Raw genomic sequence first — 15,305 nt, forward strand, 5'->3', positions numbered from 1 at the left:
AAAAGATTCGAATGCGGAGATACGCGGGGCCGCCCGTCAGGGCTGCGCGGCCGGCGCCTCCAGAAAGTCGCGGACGCGCTCCCACACGTCCGCCGCGCGCTCCCAGTGCGGCAGCCCGCCCGTGGGCAGCCCCACCACGGTCACGTTGGGGCGCCCTTCCAGCTCCGGAAGCTGGTCGTAGTTTTCCTGCCGCCGGTTCTCCACCGTTCCGTGAATGACCAGCACCGGCTGGCGCAGGCGGCGAAAGGTGTCGGCCGTGTCGCGCGGAAACATGCGCCCGCTCAGGAAGTCGTCCAGCGGAAACGAGGCGCCCTCCATCCGCGCCGTCTCCGACCCGAAGTCCACGAAATCGTCCGGCACCCCGAACTCCGGGGTGAACAGGTTCTCCGCCGCGAACTCGTACAGCGACTCCGGCGTGGTCAGCCGGTCGTAGAACGCGCGCTGCACGCCGGGAAGGGTGAACAGCAGCCGCGACCAGATACGGGGAATGCCGCCCGGCGTCTTGCCCAGCCCGGCCGGCTCCAGCGCCACCAGCGAGCGGATCAGGTCTGGACGGCGGCGCGCCACCTCGGCCGCGTACGCCGCGCCCAGCGACAGGGCCACCACGTCCGCCCCGCCCGCCGGCTTCACCACGCGCTCCAGAAAGTGCTCCAGCTGGTCTTCCATCAGCGCCGGCTCGTACGCGATCTCCGGGCGGTCGCTGTGCCCGAAGCCCACCCACTCCAGCGCGAACAGCGGGCGCTCGGTGTCGCGGGTGAACGCGCGGACGATGGGCCGCATCTCGTGCGCGGACGCCGCCGCGTTGATGGAATGCAGAAACACCACGGGACGGCCCGCGCCCTCGCGCTGGTAGTACGCGTAGAACACGTCGCCCCACGGCTCGTACTCCAGCGGCATGGCCAGCGCGTTGGGCAGCTCCGTCACCGGCCGCCGCCGCGCGCGCCGCGCACCCAGCAGGTACACGGCGTACGCACCCAGCGCCGCCGCGCCCAGCCCGGCCGCCGCCTTGCGCGCCTTGCCCATCGGCTTGCCGCCCCGCACCTCGGGGCCGGGCCTGGCGCCCTGCTCTCCGCGGACCGGTTCCGGTCCCTCCGTCTCCGCCATCGGTTCTCCCCCGGTGTGCGCCCCGCCTTCGATCTCCGCCATCCGTGCAATCCTCGTGCAAACGCCAAGGCCCGGCGACCGTGCGCCGGGCCTGCGTGGTTCCGTTCGGCCCCGGCGCCGGTCAGCGCACGGGGACCTGCGCCGGCACGGGCGCCTCGTTGAACAGCGTGTTTCCGCCGGCCCGGGCCAGTTCCAGCAGCCCCATGTCGTCCTGCACCCCGGGCACGCCCGCCGAAACGAAGCGGATGCCCGACACGAAGAACAGCACCACCACCGCCACCGCCGCCAGGCTCACCCCGGCCATGGCCGGCATGGGAAGGCGGGTGTCGCGGTGCTCCTCGGCCGTGCGCGCCGGGCGCATGTACATCACCACGATCACGCGCAGGTAGTAGAAGTACGACACCAGCGACGCCAGCACCAGCACCACTGCCAGCTGCGTCACCCCGCCGCGCACCAGCGCGTCCAGAATCACCAGCTTGCCCAGGAAGCCCGCGGTGAGCGGAAAGCCGGCCAGCGACAGCAGAAAGATGGAGAACAGCCCCGCCAGCACCGGCTTCTGGTGCGCCAGCCCGGCGAAGTCGTCCAGCGCCGCGCGGTCGTCCGTTCCCCGCCCCATCGCCGTCACGATGCCGAACGCGCCGGCCGTCATCAGCGTGTACACCAGCAGGTAGAACAGAAAGGCGCCCGGGCCGCCGGTGTTGATGGCCAGCAGGCACGCCATCAGGTAGCCGGCGTGCGCGATGGACGAGTACGCCAGCATGCGCTTGACCGAACCCTGCGTGGCGGCGATCAGGTTGCCGCCGATCATGGTCAGGATCGCCAGGTAGAACACGGGCCGCGCCCAGTGCTCGTACTGCCCCGCGAAGCCCACCATGAACACGCGGATGAACGACGCGAACGCCGCCGCCTTCACGCCCGTCGACATCAGCGCCGTCACCGGGGTGGGCGCGCCGTCGTACGCGTCGGGCGTCCACATGTGGAACGGCATGGCCGCCACCTTGAAGCCGAAGCCCACCATGATCAGCGCCATCCCGGCCAGCAGCATGGGCTCGGCCCGGCCGCCCGCCAGCAGATGCCGGTGCAGCTCGCCGATGTGGGTGGTGCCCGTGGCGCCAAAGGTCAGCGCGATCCCGTACAGAAAGAACGCGCTGCTGAAGGCGCCCAGCAGAAAGTACTTCAGCGACGCCTCGGACGAGCGGGCGTCCATGCGGTCAAAGCCCACCAGCACGTAGATGGCCACCGACATCACTTCCAGGCCGATGAACACCATCAGCAGGTCGGACGCGCCAGCCATCAGCATCATTCCCAGCGTGCTGAACAGCAGCAGGGCGTGGAACTCGCCGCGGTTGATGCCCCGGCGGTCCAGGTAGCCCACCGACAGCAGGATGGCCAACCCCGCCGCCAGCAGGCAGATGAAGTTGACGATCACGCGGAAGTCGTCCAGCGCCACCATCCCCACCCCGGACGAGTCACGCATCCGGTACAGCAGGATGTTGGTCACCGCCGTCGCCAGCAGCACCCCCAGCGAAAGGATGGGGATCATGGGGCTGGAGGGGCGCGACTTGTTCCCCTTCTCGAACACGTCCACCATCAGCACCAGCATCGCGCCCAGCGCCAGCACGATTTCCGGGAGCATCGCCCAGAAATAGTGTGCCTGGTTCACCAGATTCAAGTTCGTCGGCATCACGGGGCGCGGTTCAGCGGTTCTGCCCGGCGACCGCGACGGGATAACCCGCCGGAGTCACGAGGCGATGGTTCTGGCTCATTTCCAGGATGCCGCGCGCCGCGGGTTCCATGCGGTCAAGCACCGGCTTGGGATAAAAGCCCAGCCACAGGATCAGCGCCACCAGCGGCAGCAGAATGGCCAGTTCGCGGGCGTTCAGGTCCGGCAGCACGCGGTTGGCCGGCTTGTCGAGCGCGTTGAACAGAATGCGCTGCACCATCGGCAGCATGTAGTACGCGGCAAAGATCACCCCCGTGCTGGCGATCAGCGTCAGCACCGGCTGGCTGCGAAAGGCGCCCACCAGCACCAGGAACTCGGAGAAGAACCCGGCCGTCCCCGGCAGCCCGATGCTGGCCATCGCGGCAAAGACCAGCATGACCGCGAACACGGGAAGCGTGGCCGCCAGCCCGCCGAAGTCCTCGATCTCGTAGCTGTGGCGCCGCTCGTACAGCATGCCGAGGAGGAAGAACAGCATGGGCGTCGACAGGCCGTGGCCGATCATCACCAGCAGCGCGCCCTGCAGCCCCTGCATGTTGAAGGCAAAGATCCCCAGGATCACGAAGCCCAGGTGGGCCACCGAGGTGTACGCCACCAGCTTCTTGGCGTTGGGCTGCACCGCGGCCACCATCGCCGCGTAGATGATGCCGATGACCCCCAGCACCATGGCCCACTTGATGGTGCGCGAGTCCGTGGACGCCGCGGGAAAGAGCGGCACCGCGAAGCGGATGAAGCCGTACGTGCCCATCTTGAGCAGCACGCCCGCCAGGATCACCGAACCTGCCGTGGGCGCCTGCACGTGCGCGTGCGGCAGCCAGGTGTGGAACGGGAACACCGGCACCTTGATGGCGAAGGCCAGCGCAAACGCGAGGAAGAGCAGCACCTGCTCCGTCATCGTCAGCGGCAGCTTCATGAACTCGAAGTAGGAGAACGTCTCCAGCCCCCCGGCCACCGCGCGCGCCCTGAAGTGCAGGTACAGAATCGCCACCAGCATCAGCAGCGAGCCCACCGCGGTGTACAGAAAGAACTTGACCGCCGCGTACACCCGCTCCTTGCCGCCCCACACCCCGATCAGGAAGTACATGGGGATCAGCATCATTTCCCAGAACACGTAGAACACGAACATGTCCAGGGCCACGAAGACGCCCACCACGCCCGTGGTAAGCGTGAGCAGGGCCGGGTAGAAGGTGCGCTGCCGCTCGCGGATGTACGTCCAGGAGCCCAGCACCATCAGCGGCAGCAGCAGGGTGGTCAGCAGCACCATGAACAGGCTGATGCCGTCCATCCCCAGCTGGTAGTGGATTCCCCATCCGCCGAACCAGGGCGTGTCCACGCAGTTCTGCATGGCCACGGTGCTGGGTCCGCCGGTGGAAAAGACGTTGCGCGCCTGGTCGCCGCCGGCGCCCATGACGCAGGTGCCGGCCGGGTCGAAGTACGCGAACAGCGGCAGCGATACGATCAGCTCCAGGATCCCCGTGCCCAGCGCGACCACGCGGGCGTTGCGCTCCCCGGCCAGGTACGCGGCAACCGCGCCCAGCAGGGGAAGCACGATGAGGATCGTGAGGATCAGGTGGCTCTGGTAAAAGCTCTTCATTTCCGTTTGCGCGTCACAGAGCCATGAAGCTGCCAAGGAGCACCAGCACGCCCAGGATCAGCACGAATGCATAGGTGTTCACGTGGCCGGTCTGAACCCGGCCCAGCGCCAGGCCCACCCGCTCCGCCATGCGGCCCACGCCGTCCACCATGCCGTCCAGCACGCGGTCGATTCCCCACTCCACGCGCGACAGGAAGCCCACCGGGCGCACCACCACGCGGTCGTAGAACTCGTCCACGTACCACTTGTTGTACAGCGCCTTTTCCAGCCCGCCCTGGTACGCCGGCTCCACGTCCGCCGTGCGCACGCGCTCGTTGCGCTTCTTGGTGAGCACCCAGGCCAGCGCCAGGCCGCCGATGCCGATCACGATGGCCAGAAAGATGGGCCACGCGGCGTGCGCCGGCTCCGCCACGTCGGCGTGGTTCCGGATCACGTCCTCCGACCCCGCGATCACGGGGTGCAGCCAGTGGTGCAGCGAGGCGTCGCCGCCGATGGCCAGGGCGTTGAAGATGGGGCCCAGCACCGGCACGTGGTCGAAGACGGCCTTTTCCACGTTCAGGTAGCCGCCCACCGTCGCCAGCAGCGCCAGCACGATCAGCGGCACGGTCAGCGTCCAGTTGCCTTCGTGCAGGTGGCCGCGCTCCACGTCCGTTCCGCGGAAGTTGCCGAAGAAGGTGTAGATCATCATGCGGCCCATGTAGAAGGCCGTCATGAACGCCGCCAGCGTCAGCGTGCCGCCCACGAACCCCATGATGGCGGTTCCCGGGATGCCGAACAGCGAGCCGCCCGAGAACGGCGACGAACCCTGCGCGCCCAGCCACGCGGCGCCGATGATCTCGTCCTTGGAAAAGAAGCCGGACAGACCCGGAAAGCCCGCGATGGCCAGCGTCGAAAGCCCCATGGTGATGAATGTCACCGGCAGGAACTTCTTCAGCCCGCCCATGTTGCGCATGTCCTGCGCGTCGGCGGCGTTGTGCGTGGCGTGAAAGGCCCCGTGCATGGCGTGGATCACCGCGCCGCTGCCCAGGAACAGGCAGGCCTTGAAGAAGGCGTGCGTCATCAGGTGAAACACGCCGGCCACGTACGCGCCCATTCCCACGGCGGCGAACATGAAGCCCAGCTGCGACACCGTGGAGTACGCCAGCACCTTCTTGATGTCCCACTGCTTCAGGCCGATGGTGGCCGCGAAGAACGCCGTCAGCGCGCCCACCAGAGCTACCAGCAGCGACGCCGTGGGCGCCATGGTGAAGATCACCGACGAGCGCACCACCAGGTACACGCCCGCCGTCACCATCGTGGCCGCGTGGATCAGCGCCGACACCGGCGTGGGGCCGGCCATGGCGTCCGGCAGCCAGATGTACAGCGGGATCTGCGCGCTCTTGCCGGTGGCGCCCAGAAAGAAGAACAGCGCGATCGCCGTCACCACCGGGCCCGCGTACTCCAGCCCGGTCGGCGCCGCCGCCATCACCTCGGCAAAGTTCAGCGTGCCCAGGTTGGCGAACAGCAGGAACATGGCGATCAGGAACCCGAAGTCGCCCACGCGGTTCACGATGAACGCCTTCTTCCCCGCGTCCGCGTTCGCCTTTTCGCGGAACCAGAAGCCGATCAGCAGATACGAGCAGAGGCCCACGCCTTCCCAGCCCACGAACATGAGCGGGTACGACGAGCCCAGCACCAGAATCAGCATGAAGAACACGAAGAGGTTCAGGTACGCCATGTAGCGCGGGTACCCGGGGTCCTCCTTCATGTAGCCGATGGAAAAGATGTGGATCAGCGAGCCCACGCCGGTGATGATCAGCGCCATCACCATGCTGAGCGGATCCAGCAGCAGGTCGAAGCCGACCTGCAGGTCGCCGACGTTGAACCAGTCCCAGCCGTGAATGGCCTCGAACTCGTGCGCGCCGCGCATCGCCAGAAAGTTGAGGACGGCGACGGCGAACGCCGCGATCATCACGCCCGGCGCCACGAACGACGGCAGCACGTGGGTCCAGGGCTTGGGCCCCGCCGCGTGTCCGTGGTCGTCGTGCGCGTCGTGGCCGTGCGCGTCGTGCCCGTGGGCATGGTCGTGCGCGTGGTCCGCGGGGTTGGGGCGGACACCGGGGTCCATCCCTTCCTGCTCGCTGGGCTCCAGCGCGTCGTGCCCGTGGCCGGCCATGGCCAGCGCGGGCGACGCGGCGTGCGCGTGGTCGTCGTGGCCGTGGCTGTCCCAGTACGGGTCGCCCACGGGCGGCACCTTGGGAAGCGCGCGGCGCGCGGCGATGATGGCGACCAGGCCGTTGATCAGAAAGCCCAGCAGGGGCAGCCCCAGGATCAGCCAGGGCAGCACGGGATGGAACGCGGCGCCGTGCGCGTCCGCGGCGGCGGCGCCGTGCTGGACGGCGGCTCCGGCTTCGGTCGCGGCTTCGGCGGCGTGTTGAAGAAGCAGCATCACCCTACCACCGGAGCAGGCTGAAGTTCTTGATGTCCACCGACTCGCTGTGGCGGAAGACGGAGATGATGATGGCCAGCCCGACCGCGGCTTCCGCGGCGGCGACGGCGATCACGAAGAACACGAACACCTGTCCCTGCACCCCCGCCGTGGGCGAAAGGGCGACGAACGCCAGGTTCACGGCGTTCAGCATCAGCTCGATGCACATGAACAGCACGATGGCGTTGCGGCGGATGATGACCCCCGCGGCGCCGATGCTGAACAGCAGCGCGCTGAGCCCCAGCGTGTAGGAAAGCGGAATGTGCTCCACGGCCTCAGACCTTTCTCTTGGCCAGCACCACGGCGCCGACGCATGCGATCAGCAGCAGGATGGCGGTGGCCTGCAGCGGCACCACGTACTGCTGGTACATCGGAATGCCGATGAGCCCCACGCTGCCGTGCTGCGCGGTCTGGGCGGCCAGCGAAGCGCGGCCGGCCTCGCCCAGCGGCGCGGTGCCCTGCTCCACGTACACGCGGGCCAGCAGCCCCATCATCACCAGCACGGTGCCGCCCGCGAACATCATCCACACGGGGCCGCGGATGTCGGCCTCGTAGTCGTTGCCCAGGTTCAGCAGCATGATGACGAACAGGAACAGCACCATGATGGCGCCCGCGTACACCAGGATCTGAATGATCCCGATGAACGTGGCCCCCAGCAGCGTGTAGATGGCCGCGAGGGAAAAGAAGGTGCCGATCAGCCAGATGGCGCAGGCCACCGGGTTGCGGCGCGTCACCACCATCAGCGCGGAGCCGCCGGCGCACGCCGCAAAGAAGAAGAACAGGATTGTCAGCATCGATCGGGGTTCGATCGTTGTTCCGGAGCGGCTCGCCCGTCGTCCGCTCCGCCGCGCGCCCGTGGGCCGCGCGATGGAAAACACAAACCGTCGCGGCGGGCCACCTGCACGCCCGCCGTTTCCCGCTGGTCCCGCCACTTCACCCTCCCGCCGTCATCAAGCCGTGCGGCGATGATCCGGCATTCGACGGGATCAACCCGCCCCCGGACGCGATCGCCTTGGGCCAGGCCCGGCGCGGACCCCACCAGGAGCGAATGAATTCGCCGCTGGAACAGCACTAAGTCCGCCTTCGCGGACTGCATCCGCTGCCCCGGTCCGTTTCAGCCAGCCCCGGGGCGTCCGACATCCAGAGCGGATGAATGCGCCGAGAACGCTCCCGCGGACTGCGGCCTTCGCCACCCACCCGTCAGCCGCCGGACGCGCGAGCCACTACCGCACTCACGCACCCAGCACTCACGCACTTCCGTTATTCGCCCGCCGGATCCGCGGGGTCCCACAGCATCGTCACCGGATGCTCCTGCTTCATCAGCCGGTTCAGGTCGTACACGAAGTTGTTGCGCGTGTACTCGGCGTTCTCGTAGTGGTTGCCCACGTGAATCGCCTCTACCGGGCAGACTTCCTGGCACATCCCGCAGAAGATGCAGCGGAACTCGTCGATCTCGTAGACGATGGGGTAGCGGTTCCCCTGGTCGTCCTCGCCCGGCACCAGCTTGATGCAGTTGGCCGGGCAGATGGTGGGGCACAGGCCGCAGGCCACGCACTTGGGACGCCCGTCGTCGTGCGTTTCCATCACGTGCGTGCCGCGCCACCGCGGGCTCAACTGCTTCTTGACCTCGGGATACTGGATGGTCGCTTCGCTGCGGTCGCCCGCGGCCTTCACCATGTGCCTGAAGGTGAGCGCCATCCCCTTGAGCGTGGCCCGGATGTACGACGACTGCCGTACCGGGCGCTTCATTACCTTTACGGTTGCCGGCATCTGCTTTTACCTCGCGCCCGCGCGGGGCGTGGTCAGGCGAACGCGCATCTGCTCGGAGCGGCGGCGCGCCACTTCACGGGCGTGGATGCGCTTGTCTTCCATGGCGCCGGTGCCGCCCAGCGTGTGGCCCCGGTCCATCAGCCAGAGCACGGCGGCCAGCATGATCCCGTTCACCACCGTCAGCACCAGGGCGTAGGTGGGAAAGATCCCCAGGAACTTGTCCTCGAACCGCACGCCGTAGCTGTCCAGCCCCAGCACAGTCGCGGCGGTGATCACGACGGCCACCAGCGCGGCGGGAAGCATGATCTTCCATCCCAGGTCCATCACCTGGTCGTAGCGGAACCGCGGAACGGTCCACCGCACCAGCATGAAGATCAGGATGAACAGGAAGGTCTTGAGGGCGAACGCACCGAACGTAAGCAGCGTGATGCTCCAGTGCGGCGTGGCGCCGACCCACTGCCCGGCCGCGTTGTAGCCCAGCATGTCGTCAAAGCTCCCCGGCACGTCCCACCCGCCCAGGAACAGCGTGGCCATGAGCGCCGACACCGTAAGCACGTGCGAGTATTCGCTGATGAAGAACATGGAGAACTTCATCGCGCTGTACTCGGTGTGGTAGCCGGTCACCAGCTCCGACTCCGCTTCGGGAAGGTCGAACGGCAGGCGGTTGGTTTCCGCGAAGCTCGAGATCCAGAAGAAGAAAAAGGAGACCGACAGCGGCAGCGCGAACCACATGTTCATCCGCTGCTGCGTGTAGATGACCTCCGTCAGCGTCACGTTGCCGACGAGGAAGAACACCGACATCAGCGAAAGGCCCAGCGCGATCTCGTAGCTGATCATCTGCGCGCCCGCGCGCAGGCCGCCCAGCAGCGCGTACTTGTTGCTGCTGGCCCAGCCCGCCATCACGATCCCGTACACGCCCAGCGAGCTGAACGCCATCAGGAACAGCACGCCCACGGGAAGGTCGGCAATCACCATCGGCACCACCGTCCCGAAGATCGGCAGCGGCGCGGCGAAGGGGATCACCGCAAAGGTGATCATCGCCGGGATGATGGACAGCATGGGCGCCAGGGTGAAGAACACCCCGTTGGCCTCCGCCGGATTGGTTTCTTCCTTGAGGATGTTCTTGAGGCCGTCGGCCACCGGCTGGCCCAGGCCACCCGGGCCCACGCGGTTGGGACCCAGACGGTCCTGCATCCACGCGCTCACCTTGCGCTCCATGAGCGTGAGCATGGCCACGGTCACCAGCACCACCACGAAGACCAGCAGCACCTTGATGATGGACGATACGGCGAACGCCATGTCGCTCATCGGGGCAAGGCCCGCCAGAATGTGTCCTGCTTGCATTCGCGTCCGGTCCGTGTGAACGGAAAAGGATAAGTGCTCAGTCCCTGGTTCCGGGAACGTTTCGACGTCCCCGGCTTCCAGTCCTCCGTGCCCGGTCTGCGGGCACGGTCTGCTGCGTCAGTCTCCCGTTTCCTGCAGCTCGCGCACGCCGGGGAGCACCGCGCCCTGCGCGCCCAGCTCCGCCCAGCTCAGCTGGCCGAACTCCGCCCGCACCGCGCCCAGCCCGGCGAACGCGTCGGCGGCCGTTCCCGGCGCGCCCGCTTCGCTGATGCCGGCCAGCAGCACGCCCAGAATCTGCCACGACGGGCGCGCCATTCCCGGCGCGCGCTGCGCGGGCCAGAAGCGCTGCACCCGGCGCTGGATGTTGGTGAACGTCCCTTCCATCTCCGCGAACGTGGTCGCCGGCAGGACGAAGTGGGCGTTGCGCGCCGCAGGGGCCAGGTGCTGCCCCACGTAGACGAACAGCGACGCGTTGGCGCCGAAGTCCGCCGGCGCGTCGGCCAGCTCGTCGCCCAGCACGAAAAGCACGCCCGTGTGCGCTGCCGCCTGCTCCAGCCCGCCCTTGCCGTCCGCCCCGCCCGTCCGCGCGAAGCCGAACAGCTCGGCGCCCACCACGTTGGCGGCGCGGTCGCGGCGAAGCGCCAGTTCCGGAAAGCCGGGAAGGATCACTTCCTCGCCCTGCTCGCAGCGGAACACGCCGTCACCGCCGCCCACCGCCTCCAGCACCCGGCGCAGCGCGCCGATCCCTTCATTCCCCTCGAACGGAGAGACGACCGCCCGGGCGCCGCCCGCAGCGCCGCGAAGCGCGTCGGCCAGCCGGGTGAGTGTGTCGGCCCACGACATGGGAACGTGGCGTCCGCCGTCGCGCACCAGCGGCGCCTCGATGCGGTCCACGCGGTTCATCCACGAGTAGTTCAGCCGGCCGAAGTCGCACATCCAGTGCGCGTTCACTTCGGGGTTGGGGCGCGGCTTCAGGCGCATGACCTGGTTGTCGCGCGTTTCCAGGCGGACGTTGCACCCCATGCTGCAGTTGGGGCAGACCGACGGCGTGCGGTCCAGGTCCCAGGCGCGCGCCTTGTGCAGAAAGTCCTTGCTGACGAGCGCGCCCACCGGGCACAGGTCCACGATGTTGTCGGCCCAGATGTTCCCCGTCAGCCCTTCGTCGTAGAAGGTGTCGATGACCGTCCGGGAGCCGCGCTGCACCGTCGTGAGCCGTTCATCCTGCGCCACCTCGCGCATGAAGCGCACGCAGCGGGTGCACATGACGCAGCGGTCGGCGTAGAACATCACGTCGCCGCCGAAGTCGTCGCGGCCCAGCACGCGCTTGGGCTCCTTGCTGCGGCCCATGGGCGGCCCCTCGGCCGACACGTAGTCCTGCAGCTTGCACTCGCCGGCCTGGTCGCAGACCGGGCAGTCCAGCGGGTGGTTCACCAGATAGAACTCGAGCACGCCCTCGCGGGCCTTGAGCGCGTTCTCGCTCTGGGTGTGCACCACCATGCCGTCCGCCACCGTGCCCACGCACGAGGCCACGAGCTTGGGCGACTTCTCCACCTCCACCAGGCACATGCGGCACTGGGCGGGGGCCGAAAGGCCGGGGTGGTAGCAGTAGTGGGAGATGCTCACGCCCGCCTGGGCGCACGCATCCAGCAGCCGCGTGCCCTTGGGCACGGACAGGGTCATTCCGTCGATCGTGACGGAAACGTTCTCGGGCGTCGGAGTGGGTTCGGCCATCGCCGTTATCCCTCGTGGTCAGCGGTGGCCGGCATCAGCGGACACCGGCCCCGGCGAGCTGCCCGGCCTGCATCAGCGCCAGGTAGTCGTCGCGGAACTTCTGGATGGACGACACGATCGGCGCGGCCGCGGCGTCGGAAAGCACGCAGATCGTCTTGCCCGACATGTTGTCGGAGATCTGCAGCAGGGTATCGAGGTCCTCGGGGGCGCCGCGGCCCATCTCGATGCGGCGCAGGATCTTGCTGCTCCACGCCGTGCCTTCGCGGCAGGGCGTGCACTGCCCGCAGCTTTCGTGGGCGTAGAAGTCCACCATCCGCCGCACCTGCTTCACCACGTTCACGCCCTCGTCCATGACGATGACGGAGCCGCAGCCCAGCATGGTTCCCGCGGCGGCCATGGACTCGTAGTCCATGCCGATGTCCAGCTCGTCCGCCTTCAGAATGGGCACCGACGAGCCGCCGGGGATCACCGCCTTGACCGGCTTGCCGGTGGGGGTTCCGCCGCAGACGTCGTAGATGAACTCCTTGAAGTTGAAGCCCAGCGGCATCTCGTAGTTGCCGGGGCGCTTCACGTGGCCGCTGACGCAGAACAGCTTGGTGCCCACCGACTTCTCGGTGCCGTACTGCTTGTACCACTCGGCGCCGTTCAGCACCACCTGCGCGGCGGCGATCAGCGACTCCACGTTGTTCACCGCCGTGGGGTAGCGGAACGCGCCCGCGATGGCGGGGAACGGGGGCTTCACGCGCGGCTCTCCGCGGCGGCCCTCCAGCGAGTTCAGCAGCCCGGTTTCTTCACCGCAGATGTAGGCGCCCGCGCCGATGTGCAGCGTCAGGTCCAGGTCGATGCCGGACCCGAAGATGTTCCTGCCGATGTAGCCGGCCGCGTACGCTTCTTCGATGGCGCGCGCCATGATCTGCGCCGCCTCGAAGAACTCGCCGCGGATGTAGATGTAGGCGTGCTCGGCGTGGATGGCGTGCGCGCCGATCAGGCACCCCTCGATGAGCGCGTGCGGCGTCCACCGCATCAGCTCGCGGTCCTTGAACGTCCCCGGCTCGCTCTCGTCGGCGTTGCACACGAGAAAGTGCGGCTTGCCCGGCTCCTTCTTGGGCATGAAGCTCCACTTCATCCCCGTGGGGAAGCCGGCGCCGCCGCGGCCGCGCAGCCCCGAGTTCTTGACCTCGGTGACGATGTCGGCGGGGCTCATGCCCAGCGCCTTGCGCAACGCCTGGTAGCCGCCGCGCTCCACCCAGCCCTGGAGCGTCCGGGCTTCCGGCTCGCCGAAGTGCTTCGACAGAAGCTGCACCTCGGACGGGTGCCTGTAGGGATATGCCATATCGAAAGAAAGTGCCCAGTGCTCAGTGCCCAAGTGCCCGGTCCCAGTTCGAGTGTCCGCGCCCCTCTGGGCACCGGGCACTCGGAACTGGGCACTGCCGTTCTACACCAGCCGTTCCAGGATCGCGGGGACGTTTTCCGGCCGCACGTTCTCAAAGTACCGCTCGTTGATCTGCACCGCCGTGGGGAACCCGCAGGCGCCCAGGCACTCCACCTCGATCACCGTCCACAGCCCGTTGGCGCTCACCTCGCCCAGGTCCGTGCCCGTGTGCTTGAGGAAGCTTTCCAGCACGGCGTCGCCGCCGCACAGGTTGCACGAGATGTTGGTGCACACCTGGATCAGGTACTTCCCGACCGGGGCCAGGTTGTACATGGTGTAGAAGGTGGCCACGCCGCGCACGTACGCCGGCGGAAGCTGCAGCCGTTCGGCCACCTCGTCCTGCGTCTGCGGGCTCAGGTGGCCGCGCAGCTCGTGCGCCAGGTGCAGCGCGGGAAGCAGCGCCGCCTGCCGGTCCGGGTAGCGGCTCAGCACCTTCTCCAGCCGGTCCTCGTACGGGCCCACGAACAGGGGCGCGTCCGCACGGCTGGTCGCCACCTGGTACGGCAGGGTGCCGGCAACGGAGGCATGGCCTCCGTCGGCGGGGCGCTGGCCCACGTACGCGCTTCCGCGCACGTCGGCCTCGGACAGGGTGGCGAACTCGCCCGTGTCGCCGGCAAACCCGGGCACCTGCTTCGCCTCGGGCCACGACGTCGGGTCGTACTCGCTGCCGGAGCGGATCGGCTCGGCGCTCATCGGTCGATCTCCCCCAGCACGATGTCGAGCGACGCGTTCACCGCGATCACGTCGGAGAGCAGCGCCCCCTCGATCATGTGCGGCAGCGCGGCGATGTTGATGAAGCTGGGCCCGCGCACGCGCCAGCGGACCGGCTTGCTGCCTCCGTCGGAAACCACGTACATCCCCAGCTCGCCCTTGGACGACTCCACCGAGAACCACGACTCGCCCACCGGGGCGCGAACGCCCTCCATCACCACCTTGAAGTGGTGGATCATGGACTCCATGTCGTTCATCGCCGCCGTCTTGGTCGGCAGAATGACGCGGGGGTCGTCCACGTTGATGGGCCCGCCCGGAAGGCGCTGGATGGCCTGGCGGAGGATGCGCACGCTCTGCCGCATCTCTTCCATGCGGCACAGGTAGCGGTCGTAGATGTCGCCGTGCTCGCCGACGGGCACGTCGAAGTCGTACGTCTCGTAGTCGTAGTACGGACGGTCGCGGCGCACGTCGTAGCTGACGCCCGATGCGCGCAGGTTGGGGCCCGACAGGCCGAAGTTGACCGCGTCCTCGCCGCTGATGCCGCCCACGTCCTGCGTGCGCCCGATCCAGATGGCGTTGTTGGTGAGCAGCGTGTCGACCTCGTCCAGCACCGGCAGAAAGCCGGTAAGGAACTGGTCCAGCTGCTCCACCCACCCCGCCGGCAGGTCGGCCATCATCCCGCCGATGCGCGTGCTGCTGGTGGTGATGCGCGCGCCGGTCAGGTTCTCGTGCAGGTCGTAGATCTTTTCGCGCTGCTGGAACGTGTACAGAAAGACCGTGAAGGCGCCCAGGTCGATTCCCGTGGTTCCCAGCCAGAGCAGGTGGCTGAAGATGCGGTCCAGCTCCATGCACATCACCCGCACCACCTTGCAGCGCTCGGTGACGGTGATGCCCATCATCTTTTCCACCGCCATGGCGTAAGCGCAGTTGTAGATCAGCGGCGCCAGGTAGTCCATGCGGTCGGTGAGCGGAACGATCTGGTTCCAGTCACGGTACTCGCCCAGCTTCTCGAACGACGAGTGCAGGTAGCCGATGTGCGGAATGCAGCGGACGACGGTTTCGCCGTCCAGCTCCAGCACCAGGCGCAGCACGCCGTGGGTGGCCGGGTGCTGCGGGCCGATGTTGATGAGCATGTGCTCGCCCGACACGTCCTCGTGCACTTCGCGGGCTTCGCCCTGCACGGGAACGATGGGCGCGTGCACCAGGCTTCCCCCGGCGGAAAGCTCGGGGTTGCGGGTGACGTTGTAGACGACTCTGCGCAGCGCCATCAGCCCGCTCCTCCCATGCCGCCGAACTGGCTCTGGTCCGGCACGTCGGCGTTGAACGGGTCCGGCATGGTCTGGCCCAGGGCGTGAGCCATTTCCAGCTCCTGCGGCGAGTAGTGGTCCTCGGTCTTCATCGACAGCGCGCGGCGGGTCTGCTCGGCGCGGCT

At 68.0% G+C, this 15,305-nt stretch carries 12 protein-coding genes; all 12 read right to left on the bottom strand.

Annotated elements, in window-relative coordinates:
- Positions 1 to 36 precede the first annotated feature (36 nt).
- The gene (locus HNQ61_RS14520) at positions 37 to 1,146 is read right to left on the bottom strand and encodes an alpha/beta fold hydrolase (protein WP_170036844.1); all 1,110 of its coding nucleotides are present in this window, start codon (positions 1,144 to 1,146) and stop codon (positions 37 to 39) included.
- Between the two features lie 79 nt (positions 1,147 to 1,225).
- Positions 1,226 to 2,788 carry an NADH-quinone oxidoreductase subunit N gene (locus HNQ61_RS14525; RefSeq protein ID WP_170036842.1) on the bottom strand — a complete coding sequence of 521 codons (1,563 nt, stop codon included), beginning with the start codon at positions 2,786 to 2,788 and terminating at the stop codon, positions 1,226 to 1,228.
- Between the two features lie 13 nt (positions 2,789 to 2,801).
- Positions 2,802 to 4,418 (bottom strand): complex I subunit 4 family protein, encoded by a 1,617-nt coding sequence (locus HNQ61_RS14530; RefSeq protein WP_170036840.1) that lies wholly within the window; start codon positions 4,416 to 4,418, stop codon positions 2,802 to 2,804.
- Between the two features lie 13 nt (positions 4,419 to 4,431).
- Positions 4,432 to 6,846, bottom strand: a complete 2,415-nt coding sequence (gene nuoL / locus HNQ61_RS14535; RefSeq protein ID WP_170036838.1) for an NADH-quinone oxidoreductase subunit L — start codon at positions 6,844 to 6,846, stop codon at positions 4,432 to 4,434.
- 4 nt (positions 6,847 to 6,850) lie between these two features.
- Positions 6,851 to 7,147, bottom strand: a complete 297-nt coding sequence (nuoK, locus tag HNQ61_RS14540) for an NADH-quinone oxidoreductase subunit NuoK (protein WP_170040329.1) — start codon at positions 7,145 to 7,147, stop codon at positions 6,851 to 6,853.
- A 13-nt stretch (positions 7,148 to 7,160) separates the two neighbouring features.
- Positions 7,161 to 7,679 carry an NADH-quinone oxidoreductase subunit J gene (locus HNQ61_RS14545; protein WP_170036836.1) on the bottom strand — a complete coding sequence of 173 codons (519 nt, stop codon included), beginning with the start codon at positions 7,677 to 7,679 and terminating at the stop codon, positions 7,161 to 7,163.
- Between the two features lie 466 nt (positions 7,680 to 8,145).
- Positions 8,146 to 8,655, bottom strand: coding sequence for a NuoI/complex I 23 kDa subunit family protein (locus HNQ61_RS14550; protein WP_205761873.1), 510 nt, complete (start codon positions 8,653 to 8,655; stop codon positions 8,146 to 8,148).
- Between the two features lie 6 nt (positions 8,656 to 8,661).
- Positions 8,662 to 9,999, bottom strand: a complete 1,338-nt coding sequence (gene nuoH / locus HNQ61_RS14555; protein ID WP_240978856.1) for an NADH-quinone oxidoreductase subunit NuoH — start codon at positions 9,997 to 9,999, stop codon at positions 8,662 to 8,664.
- 117 nt (positions 10,000 to 10,116) lie between these two features.
- Complete coding sequence (locus HNQ61_RS14560; protein WP_170036834.1) at positions 10,117 to 11,730, bottom strand: NADH-quinone oxidoreductase subunit G; 1,614 nt, start codon at positions 11,728 to 11,730, stop codon at positions 10,117 to 10,119.
- A gap of 34 nt (positions 11,731 to 11,764) precedes the next feature.
- The gene (gene nuoF / locus HNQ61_RS14565) at positions 11,765 to 13,063 is read right to left on the bottom strand and encodes an NADH-quinone oxidoreductase subunit NuoF (protein ID WP_170036832.1); all 1,299 of its coding nucleotides are present in this window, start codon (positions 13,061 to 13,063) and stop codon (positions 11,765 to 11,767) included.
- 102 nt (positions 13,064 to 13,165) lie between these two features.
- Positions 13,166 to 13,855, bottom strand: coding sequence for an NADH-quinone oxidoreductase subunit NuoE family protein (locus HNQ61_RS14570; RefSeq protein WP_170036830.1), 690 nt, complete (start codon positions 13,853 to 13,855; stop codon positions 13,166 to 13,168).
- On the bottom strand, positions 13,852 to 15,141 hold the full coding sequence (nuoD, locus tag HNQ61_RS14575) for an NADH dehydrogenase (quinone) subunit D (protein ID WP_170036828.1): 1,290 nt from the start codon (positions 15,139 to 15,141) through the stop codon (positions 13,852 to 13,854). Before nuoD ends, HNQ61_RS14570 begins: the two co-directional genes overlap by 4 nt.
- Positions 15,142 to 15,305: the final 164 nt, after the last annotated feature.

The organism is Longimicrobium terrae (genome assembly GCF_014202995.1).
Classification (GTDB): Bacteria; Gemmatimonadota; Gemmatimonadetes; order Longimicrobiales; family Longimicrobiaceae; genus Longimicrobium; species Longimicrobium terrae.

Bases quoted from the DNA above. Each gene is read 5' to 3' on its own strand.
- HNQ61_RS14520 (WP_170036844.1), bottom strand. From the start codon at position 1,146: ATGGCGGAGATCGAAGGCGGGGCGCACACCGGGGGAGAACCGATGGCG.
- HNQ61_RS14545 (WP_170036836.1), bottom strand. From the start codon at position 7,679: ATGCTGACAATCCTGTTCTTCTTCTTTGCGGCGTGCGCCGGCGGCTCC.
- HNQ61_RS14550 (WP_205761873.1), bottom strand. From the start codon at position 8,655: ATGCCGGCAACCGTAAAGGTAATGAAGCGCCCGGTACGGCAGTCGTCG.
- nuoD (WP_170036828.1), bottom strand. From the start codon at position 15,141: ATGGCGCTGCGCAGAGTCGTCTACAACGTCACCCGCAACCCCGAGCTT.
- HNQ61_RS14530 (WP_170036840.1), bottom strand. From the start codon at position 4,418: ATGAAGAGCTTTTACCAGAGCCACCTGATCCTCACGATCCTCATCGTG.
- HNQ61_RS14560 (WP_170036834.1), bottom strand. From the start codon at position 11,730: ATGGCCGAACCCACTCCGACGCCCGAGAACGTTTCCGTCACGATCGAC.
- nuoL (WP_170036838.1), bottom strand. From the start codon at position 6,846: ATGCTGCTTCTTCAACACGCCGCCGAAGCCGCGACCGAAGCCGGAGCC.
- nuoH (WP_240978856.1), bottom strand. From the start codon at position 9,999: ATGCAAGCAGGACACATTCTGGCGGGCCTTGCCCCGATGAGCGACATG.
- HNQ61_RS14570 (WP_170036830.1), bottom strand. From the start codon at position 13,855: ATGAGCGCCGAGCCGATCCGCTCCGGCAGCGAGTACGACCCGACGTCG.
- nuoF (WP_170036832.1), bottom strand. From the start codon at position 13,063: ATGGCATATCCCTACAGGCACCCGTCCGAGGTGCAGCTTCTGTCGAAG.
- HNQ61_RS14525 (WP_170036842.1), bottom strand. From the start codon at position 2,788: ATGCCGACGAACTTGAATCTGGTGAACCAGGCACACTATTTCTGGGCG.